The organism is candidate division KSB1 bacterium (genome assembly GCA_024655945.1).
Classification (GTDB): domain Bacteria; phylum Zhuqueibacterota; class Zhuqueibacteria; order JANLFK01; family Oleimicrobiaceae; genus Oleimicrobium.
In genome coordinates, this window is record JANLFK010000001.1 from 582857 (window position 1) to 599692 (window position 16836).

A 16836-nucleotide genomic window follows, 5' to 3' on the forward strand; every position below is an offset into this window, starting at 1 on the left:
GGTCGCCGCCTGCCCTCAGAAGCGCTTTTCCACGCGCAGGCGCGCGAGGAGGTCGTCATACGATGGACGCGGCGAGCCATCCGCGTTGATGCCGCGGTCGATAAAGTTGATGTAGGACAGATCAAGGTGCAAGAAGAGCGATGGCACCGGTCGGTACACCGCGCCCAGCAGGTAGCTGGTCTTGTTGTACTTGATGGTTCCGTCAGTGCCAATCAGACCGTGCGCCGATATCCGCCGCACGCTGCCGTTGAGCACCAGTTGTTCGCCAAGCAGGCGGTATTCGGCACCGAGGTCTCCCATCTTGAAATTGAACTGGCTCGTCCCTCCCAGCGCCTCGTTGTCGTTCCAAGCATAGTTGACCGTGGTCACCAGCGGCACGTTCCACTTGCTGCGCAGGGAGAGTACGCGCATGGCGGTGCTGACGTCGCTCGCATAGCCGCCAACGAGCCGCCTGCTCGCCAGACGGTCGGCGCGATCTGAGGTGATCCAATTGAGGCTGGCCGTATGCCGCAGGTCGAATAGCTCAAAATCCTGCGCCAGCTGCACCATGTAGTCCTGCGTCAGGTTGTTCTCCCCGATGGCAAAGGTATCGGCCTGGGCCGCGTAGAGGGAATCGACTCCGTTGTCGCGCAGCCGGCGACGATAGTCGACGCTCACGCGCGGCAGGCCCTTGCCCGGAAAGTACGAGAGTGCAACACTGAACGTGGTCAGATCCAGCGCCGGCTGACCATTGTCCCTGGAGAAATTATCCTGGTAGCGCTCCATCCCCAGTGTGCAGAAGAGTTGGTTGCGGAAGAGCCGTACCCGGTCCGATGCGTACCACCCGCGAATATCCCTCCGGAGGAAGGTATTGCCCAGCGAGTAGTACTCCGCACCTATGGACTTGTAACCGATGCGTATCAGGTTTCCGAGGTAGTTCAAGCGCAGGGTCACGTTGTAGGCCAGCGAGCTGAGATGCCGCGGGTCGATGGGCGTGGTGCTATCGTTGATGATCAGCAGCTTCTCGAATTGCTTGGGGTCAACCGGGATGTCCTCGCCAAAGATGGAGTCGATCCTGGCCTTGCTGAGGGAGCCGGGCAAGGTGTTCATGGTGGTCATGCTCATGGCGGCTGCAGCCTGCAGCTCGATGCGGCGCTTGTCCAGCGCTATGTAAAGGTCCGGCCCGACCACCACATTGTCGCGCGCAGAAGGTCCCCAGACCACCGAGAGGGTATCGTCTTTGACCTTGAGGAAATTCAGGCCAATGAGAAATCGGTTGGGCCGGCCAAGGCTGGGGCGGAAGCCGTAGAGCATCTGGCGATAAGTGCCGAAGCGCCGCACCCCGGTGGAGTCTCCAAGGCCCTCCACAGCCCGGTAGGTCTGGCCGTAGACGATGTCCACATTGACCACCCCCGTATGCAGGTAGCCGTACACGCCGCGCACCCGCTTGCCCCATAGCACCAGGTCGTTGAAACGCGGGGTCGCGTCACCCACTTGCACGCCCAGCCAGGGGAGATCCAAGCGGAGAGAGTACCGGTTCCTGGGTTGGGCATTTTTCTTCTCGCGCGAGGTCAAGAAGAGGTCGGTGCGATAGCTCAAGGCCCCATACTGGCCAGCCAATGACACGCCGGTCTGGTAGGTCTCTTCGGTAATGGAGCTCACATCCTCGTAGCGCAGGTCCGCATAGACGCGTCCGCTGAGTTCCCTGGCTGCGCCAGCCACCCCTCCAGAAGTAATTACAAAGCTCACCTTGGCCGGCTGCAAGGGACGACCGTTGCGATCGGCACCTCTGAGCTCGGCGGTATGTCTGCCTGGAGGCAATCGCTTTGGCACAAAGGTGACCAGGGCGCTGCTCACTTCGGCCCGCTTGGTCACGTCGCGGTCGTCCAGCAGCAGACGGTAGCTACTGGAGTCAACCTGGGCGGGGTCGCCGCGCAAGGAAAAGGCCACGACCACCTCCTGGGCCGCCACTCTCTCCTCTGGCTGGGGGCTCAACACCATGAGCTCCAGCTCCGAGTAGCTTACCTTCGGCCGGACCTCCGGCTTGGTCGGCCGCTCGCTCACCAGCACCTGCAGGGGCTCGTAGTAGGGATTGAACTCAGGATAAGTGAGGATGGTCTCTGCGTCCAGCACCACCGAGATGAAGTATTCGATGCGCGGCGCCACCACATCCCGGGCAGGGATCTCCCCCACCCATTGATCGACCCCCTCCCGCATCTCGACGTAGCGGTACCCCTGCTCCTCCGGTCGGCGGTAGTAGATCCGCGCCTCCAGGGCCCTTTGGGGCGTGCCCTCGATCTTGATAGCCAACTCAACGGGTTCGCCGGCGAACGCGCTGGTCACCGGCAGGTGCACCACCCGGGCCTGAAGGTCCGCCTGCGCCTGGGCCGTCGCCGTTGCCAAGAAGCTCAGCGCCATGCAGAGGAGGCCTAGTGCTAAGGAGCCGAACTTTCTCATGCGCAATGTTCCTTCCATGGACTCAGCGTGGGTTGTACCGGATGAGGAGGTAGCGCTTTGCGCCGCTCTCGTCACGAAACTCGACGCGCAACATGCCTTCTTCGGCCTGGACGTTTACACCTGTTTCGCCCCAGTCGGGCACATTTTGCGAGCCAGACGCCTGTGGTGGGGTGTCCCGCCCCATGGTGCCAGTCTGGCCAGAGCCGACCAGAACGCTGCCCAGGCTATTCATCAGTTCCACTATGCCGTCCAAGACGATGGCCGTCGCTGACCCATCCTCAGCCACCAGCAGGTAGAACTCGGTACCTTTCACCGCCGCGACACCGGAGGGAGTCTCCAGCCGATAGCCGCCTCCTCCCTTGGTGATCTTGGCCCACAGTTCGCCGGCGCCGACGGTCAGCCGCTTGCTTACCGTGCCTGCCTGTCGCTCGCCTTCTAAGCTAATCTCCGTGTCGGAGCGAATCTTGAGCAGACTCTTGTCGTCGGTGAAAATGAGGGTGGCTAAGGAGTTCTCGCCGGTGCGTATGCGGGCGCCGGAGCTGAGCCGCGTGCCCCGGGCAGCGGGCTTCCATCGCTGCTCGGCCGGGGTGCCAATTTCCACCTTCCCGGTGCTCTTCAGAATCACGGCGATGTCCCGGGCAGCGTCAGCAAAGGCAAGGCTGACGAGAAACACAACTCCTAAGGTCCCAAGCGCTCTCTTCCAGCACATCGTTCACCTCACCACTTGCTCAACGCCGCGCGGCTATTGTTCCAACACTTCGAAGGAAAGCTCGGTGCCGCTTTGCCGCAGTTGCGTTACCAGGCTCACCAACTCTGCCAGAGTCATCGCCCTGCCTTCGCCGTCCTGCACCACGCCAGTGAACACGCAGCCGTGGAGCGGGCCTCCCGCTGCGAAAAGAGCCTCAAGCGCCTCGTCCCCCAGGAGCGAGCGCAGCTGCGCAAGGAGCTGGAGGTGCTCAGGCGAAGTGTCCCCCGCGCTGAGGGGAGCCACCTTGAACCCCCAGATTTCGCTCTCCATCTCTGCGGTCGTCCCGGAGGTGGGCACAATGCCGGTGAGCCGCCAGAAGTACGTACGCCCTTCCTGCAAAGGCAGTACGCCGGTCTCGGGGTATTGGAAAAACGTCGAGGGCACAACCAAGATGTCTCCGCTCGAGGGCGGGGGCGCCCCAGGGCCGCGATGCACGCGTAGGTACTTGCTCAGCCGCACCTGGTCTTGCAAGATTTGCTCCGGGCTGGCATCGATAGGCACATGGACATCCACGGGTTTCTCGGCCACCACTAAGTGAAACAGGTCGATGTCCGACTCCCAGAGAAAGACCGGCCAAATGCTGTACACCAGCGGGAGGTCCTCGCCCTCGACGCGGGCGCCTGGCGCCACGAGATCAAGGGTCGAGGGATTGGTAATGTCCAAGGTGAGCGAGGCGTCATCCAGCATGCTTGCCGAGCCTGCGTCGTACACCTCGATGGTCAATGCATAAAGATCCGGGCGCAATTTGCCATGGGCAAACACATAGTCCTGAAGTTCGGCGGCCAGCTGATGGTTCCAATCGTACTCGACAAAGGAGTACCGACCACCTTCTTGAACCAGGTTCTGATTGTCAAGCCGCCGCACTTCAGCTGGACCCAAAGTGAACGTGTCGGTCTTACCCCATGCCAGCACGCCAAAGTCGTGACTTTCCAGTTGCAGCCGAATGTAGACCTGCTGCGCTGCTGAGCTCGTGTTGCGCAGCTCGATCCAAAAGATGGGCATGCCACCGCCCGAGCGCGTCAAGTCCAAGTCGGCGAGGTAGAACGTGCGCACGTCGCTGAACAACCCGGATGTCACCGTCACGGCCTGGGCGGATGCCCGCCGGGCGAAGGGAAGTGTGAGGGCCCACAGCGTGAGGCATACGCCTGCTATCCTTCTCAAACCCATGGCTACCTCCATTTCTGGCCAACCCTCAGACTGTCACGGCAAAGTGGATGCTACCTGCCGGGAATAACGCCAGACCGCGCTTTGCCCCTGATTCTCCGGCAATTAGCGAAGGGAACGGCGTGTCCCGGAATCCGGCAGAGAGGTCTCGTTTTGAGCCACTGGCGGCAACTCAGCCACCCTCGGGCTCAGACGAGGCCCCGTTGCCCGCCCGTCGCTTGCGGTCGTGGCTGGCACACCTTCCACGCTGCAAAATACGTGCACAAGGCCATCTGGGGTGTGACCAGACTCGCCATCCGCGCATTATCTTGAGAAAGAGCTAATAACTCCGCTGCACCATCCCCCCGCGCCCGCTAAGGCCTCGTCCTCCTGCCGGTCTCCCTGCCTCTGGGTCGTGCTGGCATAGCCTTGGCCACGCCGGTGCGATAGACGCTGGTGACGAAGGCAAACCGCAAGGGCAGCGTGTAGAAGATCCCCACACAGCAGAAGAGGAACCCTACGATTTCCATGAGCACGCTCAAGATCAGCGTGCCCAGCGCTCCCCAGAATTCGGCAAAGACCAACTTGCGGCTCGCCTCCATGCACGCCCAGAAGTCGGCTTTGGTGTCGACGATGGTCTGCGGGACGAACACGTAGAAGGTGCTCACGACGATTATCCCCGCCAGCAACACCACCGAGCCGAGGACGATGAGCAGCACACCGACTGCAGTGGGCCCTTCCACTGCCAGCACGACAATCCCGCCGGCAACCATGGCACCACCGGGGAGGGCCGCTGCCGCCTGGAAAAGCGCCACCACAATGGCCGCCGGCACCGCACTGCTCAGATAATCGAACCCACGGAAGAGGTCGCCCACCTGCACAGGACCTGCCTCGTCGTGGGCGCGCAGCGCAGCATAGGTCAGACCGCAGTCGAACCCAGGTTTGAGCACGAACAGCATCGCAAACATCAGGGGCAGAGAGAACGGCAAGAGCGCCCAGAAGCTCTTCGCGATGCCCAGGATAGCCAAGTAAAGAAAGCCCATCACCAGGAACTGGCCAAACCAGGTGTGGAGCACCTTGAACGAGGTGTTAAACCCCGTGCCGAGACGAATTCGCGCCGCCATACGTGCCCTCCTTGCAAGTGGGAAGATTTTGCCCTGCTCTAAGATAGCACTTTTCCAGAGATTGTCAAGACAAAAATGCGCTGCGACGGAAGGGTTTGCGGAGGGAGCCAATGGGCAAACAGCCGGGCGGCGTGACTCAGGTGCGCAGGAGGCGGTGTCCAGACGCGCCCCGGCCTGGTGCTGCGCTGGTTACTTTCGGCCGCGCAACACCAAATGCCAACCGATGGCTTTGCCCCAGGCCTGCGGAAGAATCATAAACACACGACAGAACACCCGATTGAACAGGAAGGCCTTCACCCCTTTCCGGGTGCTCTTGGCGGGCCGAGGCGGCCGCTCGAGGTAGACCTCCACGTCTTTGAACTGACGCAAAAGTTCCCTGCCCTGTCTCTTGGAGTAGGTCTTGATGATGGGGGCCTCTGCGTCGGTGTGCTCAATGTTCACCCGAAAGGCCTTGGACAGGAAATAGAGCCAGGAGTACTTGTGGTAAAGGATGGCGACAAACGTCCCCCCTGGGCTGAGCACACGGTGGATCTCGCCGATGGCTCCCTCGGTGTCGTCCACGTGGTGCAGGACCCCTGCCGACCAGACGGCGTCGAAAGAGTCGTTGGCAAAACAGAGCTTCTCGGCATCGCACACCACGACTTGCCCTTCAAGGCCAAAGGTGCGCAAGTGTTGTTTGGCGAGCCTCGCCCCGTTGAGGGTCATATCGATGGCTATTGGCTTCAGGCCAATGGCGGCGAGCTGCCGCAGGTCGGTGCCGGGGCCACAGCCCACCTCCAGCACGCGGCCTCCTGGGTGGAGCTGCCCCAGCCGACGGATCTCCTCCAGCATGTACCCCATGCGGCTGGGATCGTAGCGAAAGGTACGCAGGTCTTCGAAGAACTCCCGGGTGCCCACCTCGTGCTGGGCCACCTCGATGTCGTTGACATATGTCTCCCAGTACTGCCGGCTTTCCTTGGAAAAAGCCACCGAACTTTCTCCTCCTCTGCCTTTCACTTCCTCAGGTCGATGTAGATGTGCCAGCCGATGGACCTGGTAAGCCGTCTGGGAAGGGCATTGAAGGCCGGCACAAAAATCGAATTGTACAGGCCGACCAACAGCCCGTGTCGTTTCACCGTCTTCATGGGAAAGCCGGTCATGTGCATCTTGATGCTCGAGAACTTGCCGAACAGGCGGCGCACATCCCGCCGCGAATGGGTGGCAATCAGCGGGGCGTCCACTCCCTGCGTCTCGTAGCCGATCCCGGAGACGCGCACCAGCAGATTGTACCAGGACCACTTGTGGTAGAGCATGACCACCGCCTCGCCGCCGGGACGCAGCACGCGATAAATCTCGTCGATAGCCTTTTGGATGTTTGGCGTGCACATGAGCACGCCGATGCAGATGACCACATCGAAAGAGTTGTCCTCGAAGGGCAACTCCTCGGCACTGGCCACGCGCACGTCCCCTTTGAGGCCACGGTATTCCAGATATTTGCGGGCCAGCGCCACGCCGCTCTCGGTCAGGTCCACCGCCGTGACGATGGCCTCGTTGCGCGCGTACTTGATCAAGTCTCTCCCCCACCCGCACCCCACCTCAAGGAGCTTCTTGCCGGCAAAGTCGGCGTGGCGAGCGTACAGCTCTTCCTCCCGGTATTTGATGTCATAGTAGCGTTCCAGCTCGTCGAAGAACTCCGGCGTGCCAGGCTCTTTGTCGGTCACCTCGATGCCGATGACATTCTCGTTCCAGTACTTCTTGACCTCTTCGATGGTCACTGGGCCTGGGGCACTAGTGGTCATTTTTCTCCTTGCACCTCCGCGCTCGCATTCGTCCCTCTCGCCGCTCTTGCGGCTCCACTTGCGACGCCCTAAATATACGTCCAGGTAGCTGCTGTGCGGAAGGGCCCTCCAAAGTCGGGAGAACCCCTGCCAAGAACAGCAAGCCGGTTCCCGGGAAGATTCTCCCGAAATGAAAACCCACGTACTGGCCTCTACGCTCTCTTTGTGTGCCCTGCCCGCCGGGACTCCCGTGCGCCGGGGAGGTGCCTATGCCCGCACAACTTTTCCCTTGCATTTCTCTGCGAAAGCTGTAACTTAGTCACCCAGGAGGTGCACGAGGAGAGTATGGCACACGTCATCATCGGCACGGCCGGACACATCGACCACGGCAAATCGGCTCTGGTCAAGGCACTGACCGGCACGGATCCGGACCGACTCAAAGAGGAGAAGGAACGGGGTCTGACCATTGACCTCGGCTTTGCCTTCCTGGGCGAGCGGGCGGCGTTCATCGACGTCCCGGGTCACGAGCGTTTTGTCAAGAACATGGTGGCAGGGGTCAGCACGGTGGACGCCGTGCTGTTCGTGGTGGCGGCAGACGACGGGGTGATGCCGCAGACGCGCGAACATCTGGACATCCTCACCCTGCTCGAACTCAAGCGGGGGGTCATTGCCCTCACCAAGATTGACCTGGTCGACAGCGAATGGGTAGCCATGGTGACTGCCGACGTGCGCAATCTGGTGCAGGGCACCTTCTTACAGGAGGCGCCCATCATTCCGGTGTCGAGCGTCACTGGTGAGGGGATCGCACAGCTACGCCAGGCGTTAGATGAGCTCATCGCCAGCACCCCTTCGCGCTCCGACCAGGGTGTGTTCTGGCTCCCTGTGGACCGCTCGTTCATCATGAAAGGCTTCGGCACGGTGGTCACCGGCTCGGTGCTGTCGGGCGCGGCAAAGGTGGGTGACGAACTTGAGCTCCATCCCCAGCGCCGCTTGGTGCGGGTGCGTGGTTTGCAGACGCACGGCCGCGACGTCACGCTCGTGCGCGCAGGGGATAGGGCAGCCTTGAACCTGGTTGGCGTTCACAAAGAGGAAGTGCAGCGAGGGGACGTGCTGGCGAGCCCGGGATACTTCACGCCCTCGACCCTGCTGGATGTGCGCTTGCGCCTTTTGCCGGCAGCCGGACGCTCCCTGCGCCACAACACGCGCGTCCGCCTGCACGTGGGCACCCGCGAGCTCATGGCTCGGGTTTCCCTGCTCGAGCACAACGACCTCCCCCCCGGCGGGTCGACGTTCGCCCAGCTCCGCTTGGAGGAAGTCATTACGGCACGCCGCCTGGACCGCTTCGTGATCCGGCAGTACTCCCCGCCCATGACCATCGGCGGCGGCGTGATTCTGGACGCCAATCCGCGCCCGCATCGGCGCTTCCGCCCGGAGGTGCTGCAGCAGATGGCCGCCTTGGAGAAGGACACTCCAGAAGAGACGGTGATGGCTTTGCTGCAGGCGCAGCCGCTGCAGCCCCTCTCGCTCGCTCAACTCACCAAGGGGACAGGACTTGCCCAGCCGAACGCAGAAGAACTGGTGGGGCGCCTGGTGCAGAACGGCACGCTGCTCAGGCTCGGCTCTGAGCGCCAGCCGACCTACGCCTTGCCTGGCAGCGTAGTGGCGGTCAAAGAGGCGGCGCTTGCGGAGTTGCGGCGCTACCACGCCCAGTTTCCCCTCAGAGCGGGCATGCCGCGCGCCGAATTGCGCGAGGCGATCGGCCGTGGGCTGGACCAAACCCTCTTCACCGCCGCACTGGATGAGCTCCGGCACAGCGGCGAGGTCAAGGAGAATGGCGGCCTGGTCGCCCTGTCCACGCACCGCATCGTGCTCTCCCCTGCCGATCAAGCCCTGCGAGAAGAGCTATTGCAGGCACTCGTCGCGGCACGCTTCTCCCCGCCTAGCACCGAGGAGCTATCAAGAGCCTTGGGCCGGAGGCGTGAAGACGTGGAACGCGTCCTGGCGGCACTGTACGCCCTGGGCGAAGTGCTCCGCGTAGAGGAAGGCATCTACCTGCCGCAAACCCTTGTCGCCGAGGCCCAGAAGCGACTTGCCGACTACTTTGCCACCCACGAGGAAGTGACGGTGAGCGCCTTCCGCGAAATGCTGGGCACCAGCCGCCGCTATGCCCTGCCGCTTCTGCTCCACTTCGACGAGCAGGGGTTCACTGAACGCAGGGGGGAGGCGCGTGTTCTGAGGAAGAAAGATGCAGCCCGATGAGATTTCCGGCGGCCGGGGAACGACCATGAGGTCTTCGCTTCTCCTCCTCACTGCACTTTGCCTGCTGCAGGCAACGCCGGCAGCCTGCCAAAAGGCCGGGATCTTGTTGCGCGGCCCCGTTGCCCACGGACAGGCCACGCCGCAGCAGGCCGATTCCATAGCCGCAGAGTTGCAGCAGTGCTTAGCGAGCACAGGTGTGCTGGAACTGCTGCCGGCAACCACCCCGGGGCTCGAGGGGTCGGCACAGACTTCAGGGCACCAACCCCTCGCCGACGAGGTCATCGAGGGAAAGCTCACCAGGACAGGTGGCAGTTTTGCCCTGACCCTCACCTCCTCTCTGACTGCCACACGCGCGGTTGAAACATTCCATGGCGAAGCGGCGACTCTGGCTGAGCTGTGCACTCGGCTTGTGCCCACTTTTGCGCAGCAGGTGGCCGAACGCCACAAGAAGGGGCGGCTCGTCATCCGCATCGAACGTGGCTTCGACATCTACCCCATGGATAAATACTTCGGCGTGTCTGACCCGTTCGTGGAGGTGTACGTCGACACGTTGTTGGTGGGCGTTACCCAGGTGCGCCAGGACGAAAAAGACCCTGTCTGGGACGAGGAGTTCCTGCTCCCTGCGGTTGAGGCCAAGACGATAACGCTGTTCGTTTTCGACAAGGATGCTCTTGAGCACCGGGAGCTCATTGGCCGGGTCACTGTGCCCTGGGGCAGGGACGGCGTCTACTCCATCCGGCGCCCCCGTTACGTGCGAGATTTCGGGAAGGTTCAGGTCTCATTCGGTCGCTGACTCCGCCCGATTTTTCCCTTGAGGCTTTGCCCCATTTTGCTTACATTTAACAGGTACCACGGGAATGGATGGGTCCCTGGTGGGCCCCGCGGGCTTCAAACCCGTTGTTCCGTGCTGAACAGTGCGGAAGGTGGGTTCGATTCCCACACATTCCCGCAACAGGTCAGAAAGGACTCCTCGGTGGAGTCCTTTCTGGCTATGGGCGGAAGCATGGCGGGTGCCCTCAAGAGCCGACTTGCCAACCAGAAGACAAATACCGCGCGACATCTCCTGCAAGGGGGTGTCTGCGAAATACGCAGGAGCCGTGGGGTCTTGAACCCGGCCCTCGATCTTCTGCAAAAAGTGACGACCGCCGGTAAATTCAAGGAGTCAGTGGAGTAAGGCACGAGGATCGCGAGCAGCACTGCGGGTAGAATGGACAGCGAGAGCACGTGGGATGGCACACGCGGACCTTGGCGGCGAAGGCCGAGGCTTGTGGTACCTCCCCTTCTGGGGCTTGTGCACTTTGCGGCGCCACTGCTGTTCTTCTTAGCGGCTCCCACCGTCTTATCAGCAGATGAACTGCAGCAGTACGGCGTAGGTCGCCGCGACACTACCTTTTACCGCGCCGGGCGCACACTGCACACCGCCGTTTACTACCCTGCCACCAGTTCCGGCAGCGGGGCCCCCCTGAACACCTCCGGAGCACCCTATCCCCTGCTGGTCTTCGCCATTGGCAAACGCATGCAGGTGGAACACTATCTGAGCTACTACGAACACCTGGCAGCCAGTGGCTATGTGGTGATGGCGCCTCAGTTTCCGGACGTGGACAGTCCCAGCGCCTACACCTGGAACGAGGACCTGCGCGATTGCATCACCCAGGCGCTGAATGCGCGCACCGTGCCAGGCTCCGTGTTCTATCAGGCGATAGATCCCGGCAAGATAGGGCTCTTCGGCCACTCCTTCGGCGGCGGCACTGTGGTCGGCGTGGCCGCCGACGACGGCCGTGTGCGGGTGACCTGCGCCATCGCGCCCAATAACCCGGGCAACTACTCCTTCAACAAGATGCCCAATGTGCACACGCCCATTCACATACTCGGCGCCGAGCTGGACGCCATCAACTCGGTGGAGGCCATCGGGCGCCCGCTCTACGAGCGAGGTAACCCCGACAAGGCCTTATTGGTGGTCAAGGGCGGCAACCACATGCAGTTTTCCGACTATACCGGTTTTGACAGCGTGGATACACCCGCGACCATCACCCGCGCCCAGCAGCTGGCCATCACCAAGGAGCACCTGGTCAATCTCTTTGACGCTTACCTGAAGGGAAGAAGTAGCGCCCGGACACAGCTTTACGGCACCGCGACCCTCACCAAAGACAGCGTCTTTCTCTGGTTTGAAACGCAGGCAGCCAGCGCCTCTCGCCTGGTGTACGTTTCCGGAAACGGACAGAGCGCTCCCCCTGGACAGCTCACCCTCTTGCCGGTAGTGTTCAAGGTGGTGGATGCCCAAGGGAATGCGCTGCCCCGTCACACGGTGCACTTTCAAATCACGGCTGGCGGCGGCAGCCTGGCCGGACAGACCTGGCGGGACTTGGAGACCGACGCCGATGGTCTGGTAAGCATCTATCCTCGTCTCGGACCCTCTGAAGGGGTGGCCAACAACCTCATCGCGGTGAGCGCGTACAAGGGCACGGCCCATCTCACCGACTCTCCCCAGACTGTGGCGCTCTCGGGCACGACGCAACCGCTGCGCCGCATTGTCGTGCACAGCGATCCTGCCACGCTCACATACCAAGTGGACAACGTCGCTTACTCCAGCCCACAGACATTTCTCTGGCCGACGGGCAGCAGCCACACCGTTTCGGCACCCTCGCCGCAGGGTGAGGCGGCCGGCACGCGATTCGTCTTCTCCTCCTGGAGCGACGGCGGCGCCCTGTCCCACGCCTACACGGTGCCCGCGCGCGACGACACCCTTGTCGTCACCTTCCGGACCCAGTACCTGCTCACGTTGGCTTCTGCCTACGGCGCGCCCACCGGTGGTGGATGGTACGATGCCGGCAGTGTGGCTTCCTTCCGCGTGGATCGTCATGTCCCGGCCGGCCAGGCTAGACGCATGAGCTTGAGCGGCTGGGTGGGCACTGGCTCCGGTTCCTACTCGGGCCCGGACTCCGCCGCCACCGTGACCATGCACGGGCCTGTCACCGAAACGGCTATCTGGCACACCGAATTTTTCCTCACCACTGCTCAGAACCCGCCTGCAGGGGGCACGGTTTCGCCGGCACCGCCTGGCGCCTGGTACGACAGCAGCGCCACGGTGACGCTGGTGGCCACGCCTGCTCCCGGCTACGCTTGGGGCAGCTGGTCCGGCACCATCAATAGCACCGTCAACCCTCTATCGTTTGTCATGACAGGGCCCACGGCAGCCACGGCGAATTTTGTTCGCCTCGCCCTGCTCACCTTTCGCACCGAACCACCTGGCCTGACCGTTGTGGTGGACACGGTCAGCTATGTCATACCGCGCACTTTCTCGTGGCTCCCCGGCTCGGTGCACACTGTGTCTGCCACCTCGCCACAGGCAGGGGGCGCTGGGGTGCAATACCTCTTTGACTCGTGGAGCGACGGCAATCCACGCACGCACAACCTCGTCACACCGGCCCGGGACGACACGCTGGTGGCGCGTTTCCGCACGCAGTTTTTCCTTGCCGTGCAGTCGGCGCATGGCTCTCCGCGCGGTCAAGGGTGGTATGACAGCGGCGCGCAGGCAGCTTTCAGCGTCACCACCCCCGATTCACAGGCTGGCACGCGCCACCTGTTCCAGCAGTGGACAGGCGACTTCACGGGCACCTCTCCGTCTGGAACCGTGCTCATGGACCGGCCAAAAACCGTCACCGCCCTGTGGAAGACCCAACATTTGCTCACCGTGCTCAGTCCGTACTGCACGGCTTCCGGCGCCGGCTGGCACGACGAGGGTAGCCAGGCGCTCTTCCGCGTGCAGCCATGCGTCGTGTACGACAGCGCAGGCACCAGGCGGGTTTTTGCCGGATGGACCGGAACCGGGCCAGGTTCCTACACCGGCCCAGACAGCACAGGGACGATCGTGGTACAAGGTCCCGTCACCGAGGTGGCAAGCTGGCAGACTCAGTACCAGTTGACCGTCTCTTCCCCCTACGGCAGTCCTGTCGGCGCAGGTTGGTACCCGGCCGGTGCAACGGCCCATTTCGCCGTGACCTCGCCTGAAGTGGAAGGCCTGAGGCGCCACGTCTTCCGCCGCTGGAGCGGCCACTTTTCCGGCACTCAGCCGGCCGGGACACTGGTCATGCGCGGCCCGCGGACGGTCACCGCCGAGTGGGGCGACCAGTTCTACCTCGCCATCACCGCGGAGCCGCCCGAGGGCGGGACGGTGACTCCCCAACCTCCTGGCGACTGGTTCGAGGCGGACTCGGTGCTGCTCGTGCACGCCTCCCCTTCACCGGGATTTGCCTTTGGCGGCTGGGACGGGGATCTCAAGGGAAACGCCAACCCTGCTTCGCTTCTCATCGACCGGCCCAAAGAGGTCAGCGCGCTCTTTGTGCCCATGGGCATGGTGCGCGTCACCTCTGAACCAGAAAACCTGCTGGTCATCGTGGATGGCACTTCGTGTCTGACGCCGCACGACTTTGTCTGGCAACCCGGTTCGGTGCACACCGTGGAGGCCGTGTCCCCCCAGCAATATGACCGCCTCAGGCACACCTTCCAGTTCTGGAACGACGGCGGCGCCCGGACCCACTCTGTGACGGTGACCGGACCGGCCGTGTTCGTCGCCCACTACCAGAAGGAGTTTTTCGTCGCCACGGCGTGTTCGCCTCCTGAGGGAGGGAGCATTGTGCCGCCGCCACCAGGCGCATGGGTTGCCGAGGGCGAAGCTCTTCTGCTCCAGGCCACGGCAAATGGCGCCCAGGGTTACCTTTTCGCCGGCTGGAGCGGCGACCTTGTCGGGACAGACAACCCTGACACTCTGCTCGTCACCGAGCCGAAACAGGTCACGGCGAACTTTGTGAAGATCGGGCACACCACGATCGCCACCGTACCCGAAGGCCTCTCTATAATCGTGGACGGCACCCGATACACTGCTCCGCAGGAGTTCGTCTGGGCCCCGGGGTCCAGTCACCTCATCGCCGTGGAGTCGCCACAGGCTGTGGCACCTGGCCTCCGCTACGTCTTCGAGGAGTGGAGCGACCACGGCGCTCAGAGCCACACCATCACTGCTTCAAGCGGGGCGTTCTACACCGCTTCCTTCCGGGCGGAGTACGCCGTATCCATCGCCGTCGAGCCGCAAGGAGCTGGCACGGTGGAGCTGTCACCCCCGGGTGGCTGGTACCAGGAAGGCGCTTCCGTAACCCTGACGGCGAGGCCCGACTCGGCGCAAGGCTATGAGTTCGCCCGGTGGAGCGGCCATTTGACCGGCAGCGACAACCCTGCGACCTTGGCGGTGGACTGCCCAAAGGCGGTGGTGGCGCACTTTGTGGCATCGGACGTGCTGCCGCCGCTTCTTGTCTATGTCTATCCCCCTGCCGGTGCCACCTTCGTGCCCACGAACACGGCAATTGATTTAGCTATCAGCGACAATCCTGGCGGACGCGGGCTCGACGCCAAGTCGGTCGTCGTCAGCGTGAACGGCACCACGGTCGTCAACGGCGGCTCGGTCCTGCCAGGACAGCAGGCCACCTTGCGCGTGCGCGACGGGCTGGCGACGTTGCATTTCGTGCCGGCTGTGCCACTTGCTCCCCAAAGGCCGGTTGAGGTCCGCGTGCAAGCGGCTGACCTGGCCTCGCGCCCGCACACCCTCGACACCACCTTCACCTTCACCCTCGGGCCCTATCCGGTGCTCGTTACGGCCATGGAGACGATTGGCCCGCAGGGCGGCTTTGTAACCGACCCCGTGCACAAGCTGCAGATCAGCGTTCCTGCCGACGCCCTCTCCGACTCGACCACGATGACAATCGCCGTGGCTCCCAGCCCGCCACCGCTTCCGGACTCGCTTCTGGCTGTGGGTCCCACGTTCTACCTTGGACCGGACGGCCTGAGCTTCCTTGACTCGGTGACGGTGGCGATGCCCTACACCCAGGCCGACCTGGTGGCAACAGGCGCCAATGAGCCATCGGCCATGCCGGTGTACCGCTTCGACACTGCACGTTCCCGGTGGGAGAGACTCCGAGTCGGCCGCGTCTACCGCAATTTCCTCCTGGTGCCGATGCGCAGCTTCTGCTACCTCCTCTTCTGCGGCCCGCGCGGCACGCAGGTGGTCACGGAACAGGCTCCGCTGCCGGAGGTCTTTGCGCTGCGCGGGGGCTTCCCCAACCCGTTCAACAGTGGTACCACCTTCGTTCTGGACCTCCCTCATCCCTGCGCGGTGAAATTGACCTTCTACGACGCCTCTGGCAGGAGAGTGGCGAGTGTCGATGCGGGGGTGCTGCCGGCGGGCAGCCATCGCCTGCCTTGGGAGGCCCGCGATGCCCGGGGAGACGCCTTGCCCACCGGCATCTACCTTTGCCGCGTGGAGGCAGGGGCGCCCGGTGCGTCTCGTTCCCCAGCCTTCATCGCCACCCGCAAAATCGCCTTAGTGCGCTGAGGGGCTGGTAGGCTTTCCCCATTCGCAAACTGCCGGGTGCCTCGCCGCCGATAACGGCTGACGAGCCTTGTGGCCGTTGTGAGGACCCTCAGTGGCCAAGAAGAACCACAGATTGGTACAGATTCCCAAGGATGCGAGCCAACCCCCACTCATGAAGCCCTGAACTGTCGCCACCAGCGGTCCGTCAACCTCCAAGGATTCTAACCGCTGGTCAGCTCTGACGTTGTCATCGGCGCCTCTCACCGGAGTTCATACAACCACAGCTTGAGGCGGATCTCCACGGAGTGAGCTGAGACAAGATCGCGCAGGCGGCTGAGCCGTTCGGTCTGCCAATGACCGCGGACTTGGCCGCCGATGTCCGTTGCCGACATTTTGCTGGGCCATATCGCCACGTGCCCGCCGCTCATGACGGACCACAGATAGGCACCGATGTTCACTGCCAGAAGACCAGACCGGCAAGAGTCGCTGATTTGCCGCCTCCGGTCGGCGGAGCCCGAGGCCTTGCCGTCGCAAGGACATGCCGATGAGCTTTCATCCGCTGTCAGCGGTCCAGGAGAACCCGCATTGTGGGAGACGTGGCCACGAGTCTTCGCCGAGCGGGAGAATGGGAGATGGTCGCCTATGGCGATACCAGCCCTGGCCCTCGGGCGACGGCCCGCAAGTCCTACCTCCCGTATCAGTGCCCATCAATGATTCATGGTGAAAACCGGGTTGGCGCCGATCTTGACACGGAGTAATTGACCAAACCATCAGCATCTGGCCTCTCTCCCGCACGCGATTTTTTTTCTTGACTTTTCTTTGGAAATTGCTTATTACGTCAGCACGATAAGGGGAGGAGGACATTGTGAACAATCGGCGCGGGGGAAAACCGCAAAGGTTGGCCGTAGCGTGTGGGAAGCGAACCTGGGAAGTGGGGGCTGCGAAGATCGGGCCCCTCCGCCTGCTGCGGAGAGGCAATGTACCCCGCGCGTACTTGCTCCGCACTGAGCG

10 protein-coding genes and 1 tRNA gene are annotated in these 16836 nt (G+C 62.8%); 4 read left to right on the top strand and 7 right to left on the bottom strand.

Annotated features, from left to right (window positions below):
* Positions 1-15: 15 nt before the first annotated feature.
* The 6 genes from NUW13_02415 to NUW13_02440 all read right to left on the bottom strand — a co-directional run bounded on the left by NUW13_02415 (position 16) and on the right by NUW13_02440 (position 7229).
* Positions 16-2436, bottom strand: a complete 2421-nt coding sequence (locus NUW13_02415; GenBank protein MCR4437883.1) for a hypothetical protein — start codon at positions 2434-2436, stop codon at positions 16-18.
* A gap of 22 nt (positions 2437-2458) precedes the next feature.
* Positions 2459-3145, bottom strand: coding sequence for a FecR domain-containing protein (locus NUW13_02420; GenBank protein ID MCR4437884.1), 687 nt, complete (start codon positions 3143-3145; stop codon positions 2459-2461).
* A gap of 33 nt (positions 3146-3178) precedes the next feature.
* Positions 3179-4351 carry a hypothetical protein gene (locus NUW13_02425; protein ID MCR4437885.1) on the bottom strand — a complete coding sequence of 391 codons (1173 nt, stop codon included), beginning with the start codon at positions 4349-4351 and terminating at the stop codon, positions 3179-3181.
* Between the two features lie 350 nt (positions 4352-4701).
* A complete protein-coding gene (locus NUW13_02430) occupies positions 4702-5451 on the bottom strand; it encodes a hypothetical protein (GenBank protein ID MCR4437886.1) in 750 nt (249 codons plus the stop codon).
* Between the two features lie 189 nt (positions 5452-5640).
* The gene (locus tag NUW13_02435; GenBank protein MCR4437887.1) at positions 5641-6420 is read right to left on the bottom strand and encodes a class I SAM-dependent methyltransferase; all 780 of its coding nucleotides are present in this window, start codon (positions 6418-6420) and stop codon (positions 5641-5643) included.
* A gap of 23 nt (positions 6421-6443) precedes the next feature.
* Entirely contained in the window at positions 6444-7229 is a 786-nt protein-coding gene (locus NUW13_02440; protein MCR4437888.1) for a class I SAM-dependent methyltransferase, read from the bottom strand.
* A gap of 324 nt (positions 7230-7553) precedes the next feature.
* On the opposite strand from NUW13_02440, the gene selB reads away from it, so the two are divergent.
* The 4 genes from selB (at position 7554) to NUW13_02460 (ending at position 15846) form a co-directional block, all read left to right on the top strand.
* A complete protein-coding gene (selB, locus tag NUW13_02445) occupies positions 7554-9467 on the top strand; it encodes a selenocysteine-specific translation elongation factor (GenBank protein ID MCR4437889.1) in 1914 nt (637 codons plus the stop codon).
* On the top strand, positions 9454-10260 hold the full coding sequence (locus NUW13_02450) for a C2 domain-containing protein (protein MCR4437890.1): 807 nt from the start codon (positions 9454-9456) through the stop codon (positions 10258-10260). The genes selB and NUW13_02450 overlap by 14 nt, the downstream gene beginning before the upstream one ends.
* Before the next feature lie 60 nt (positions 10261-10320).
* Positions 10321-10416 (top strand) — tRNA-Sec (locus NUW13_02455).
* A gap of 318 nt (positions 10417-10734) precedes the next feature.
* Positions 10735-15846, top strand: a complete 5112-nt coding sequence (locus NUW13_02460; protein ID MCR4437891.1) for a hypothetical protein — start codon at positions 10735-10737, stop codon at positions 15844-15846.
* 239 nt (positions 15847-16085) lie between these two features.
* Here NUW13_02460 and NUW13_02465 read toward each other — a convergent pair whose 3' ends face one another.
* Positions 16086-16253: a hypothetical protein gene (locus tag NUW13_02465; GenBank protein MCR4437892.1), complete on the bottom strand. Its 168-nt coding sequence runs from the start codon at positions 16251-16253 to the stop codon at positions 16086-16088.
* Positions 16254-16836 lie beyond the last annotated feature (583 nt).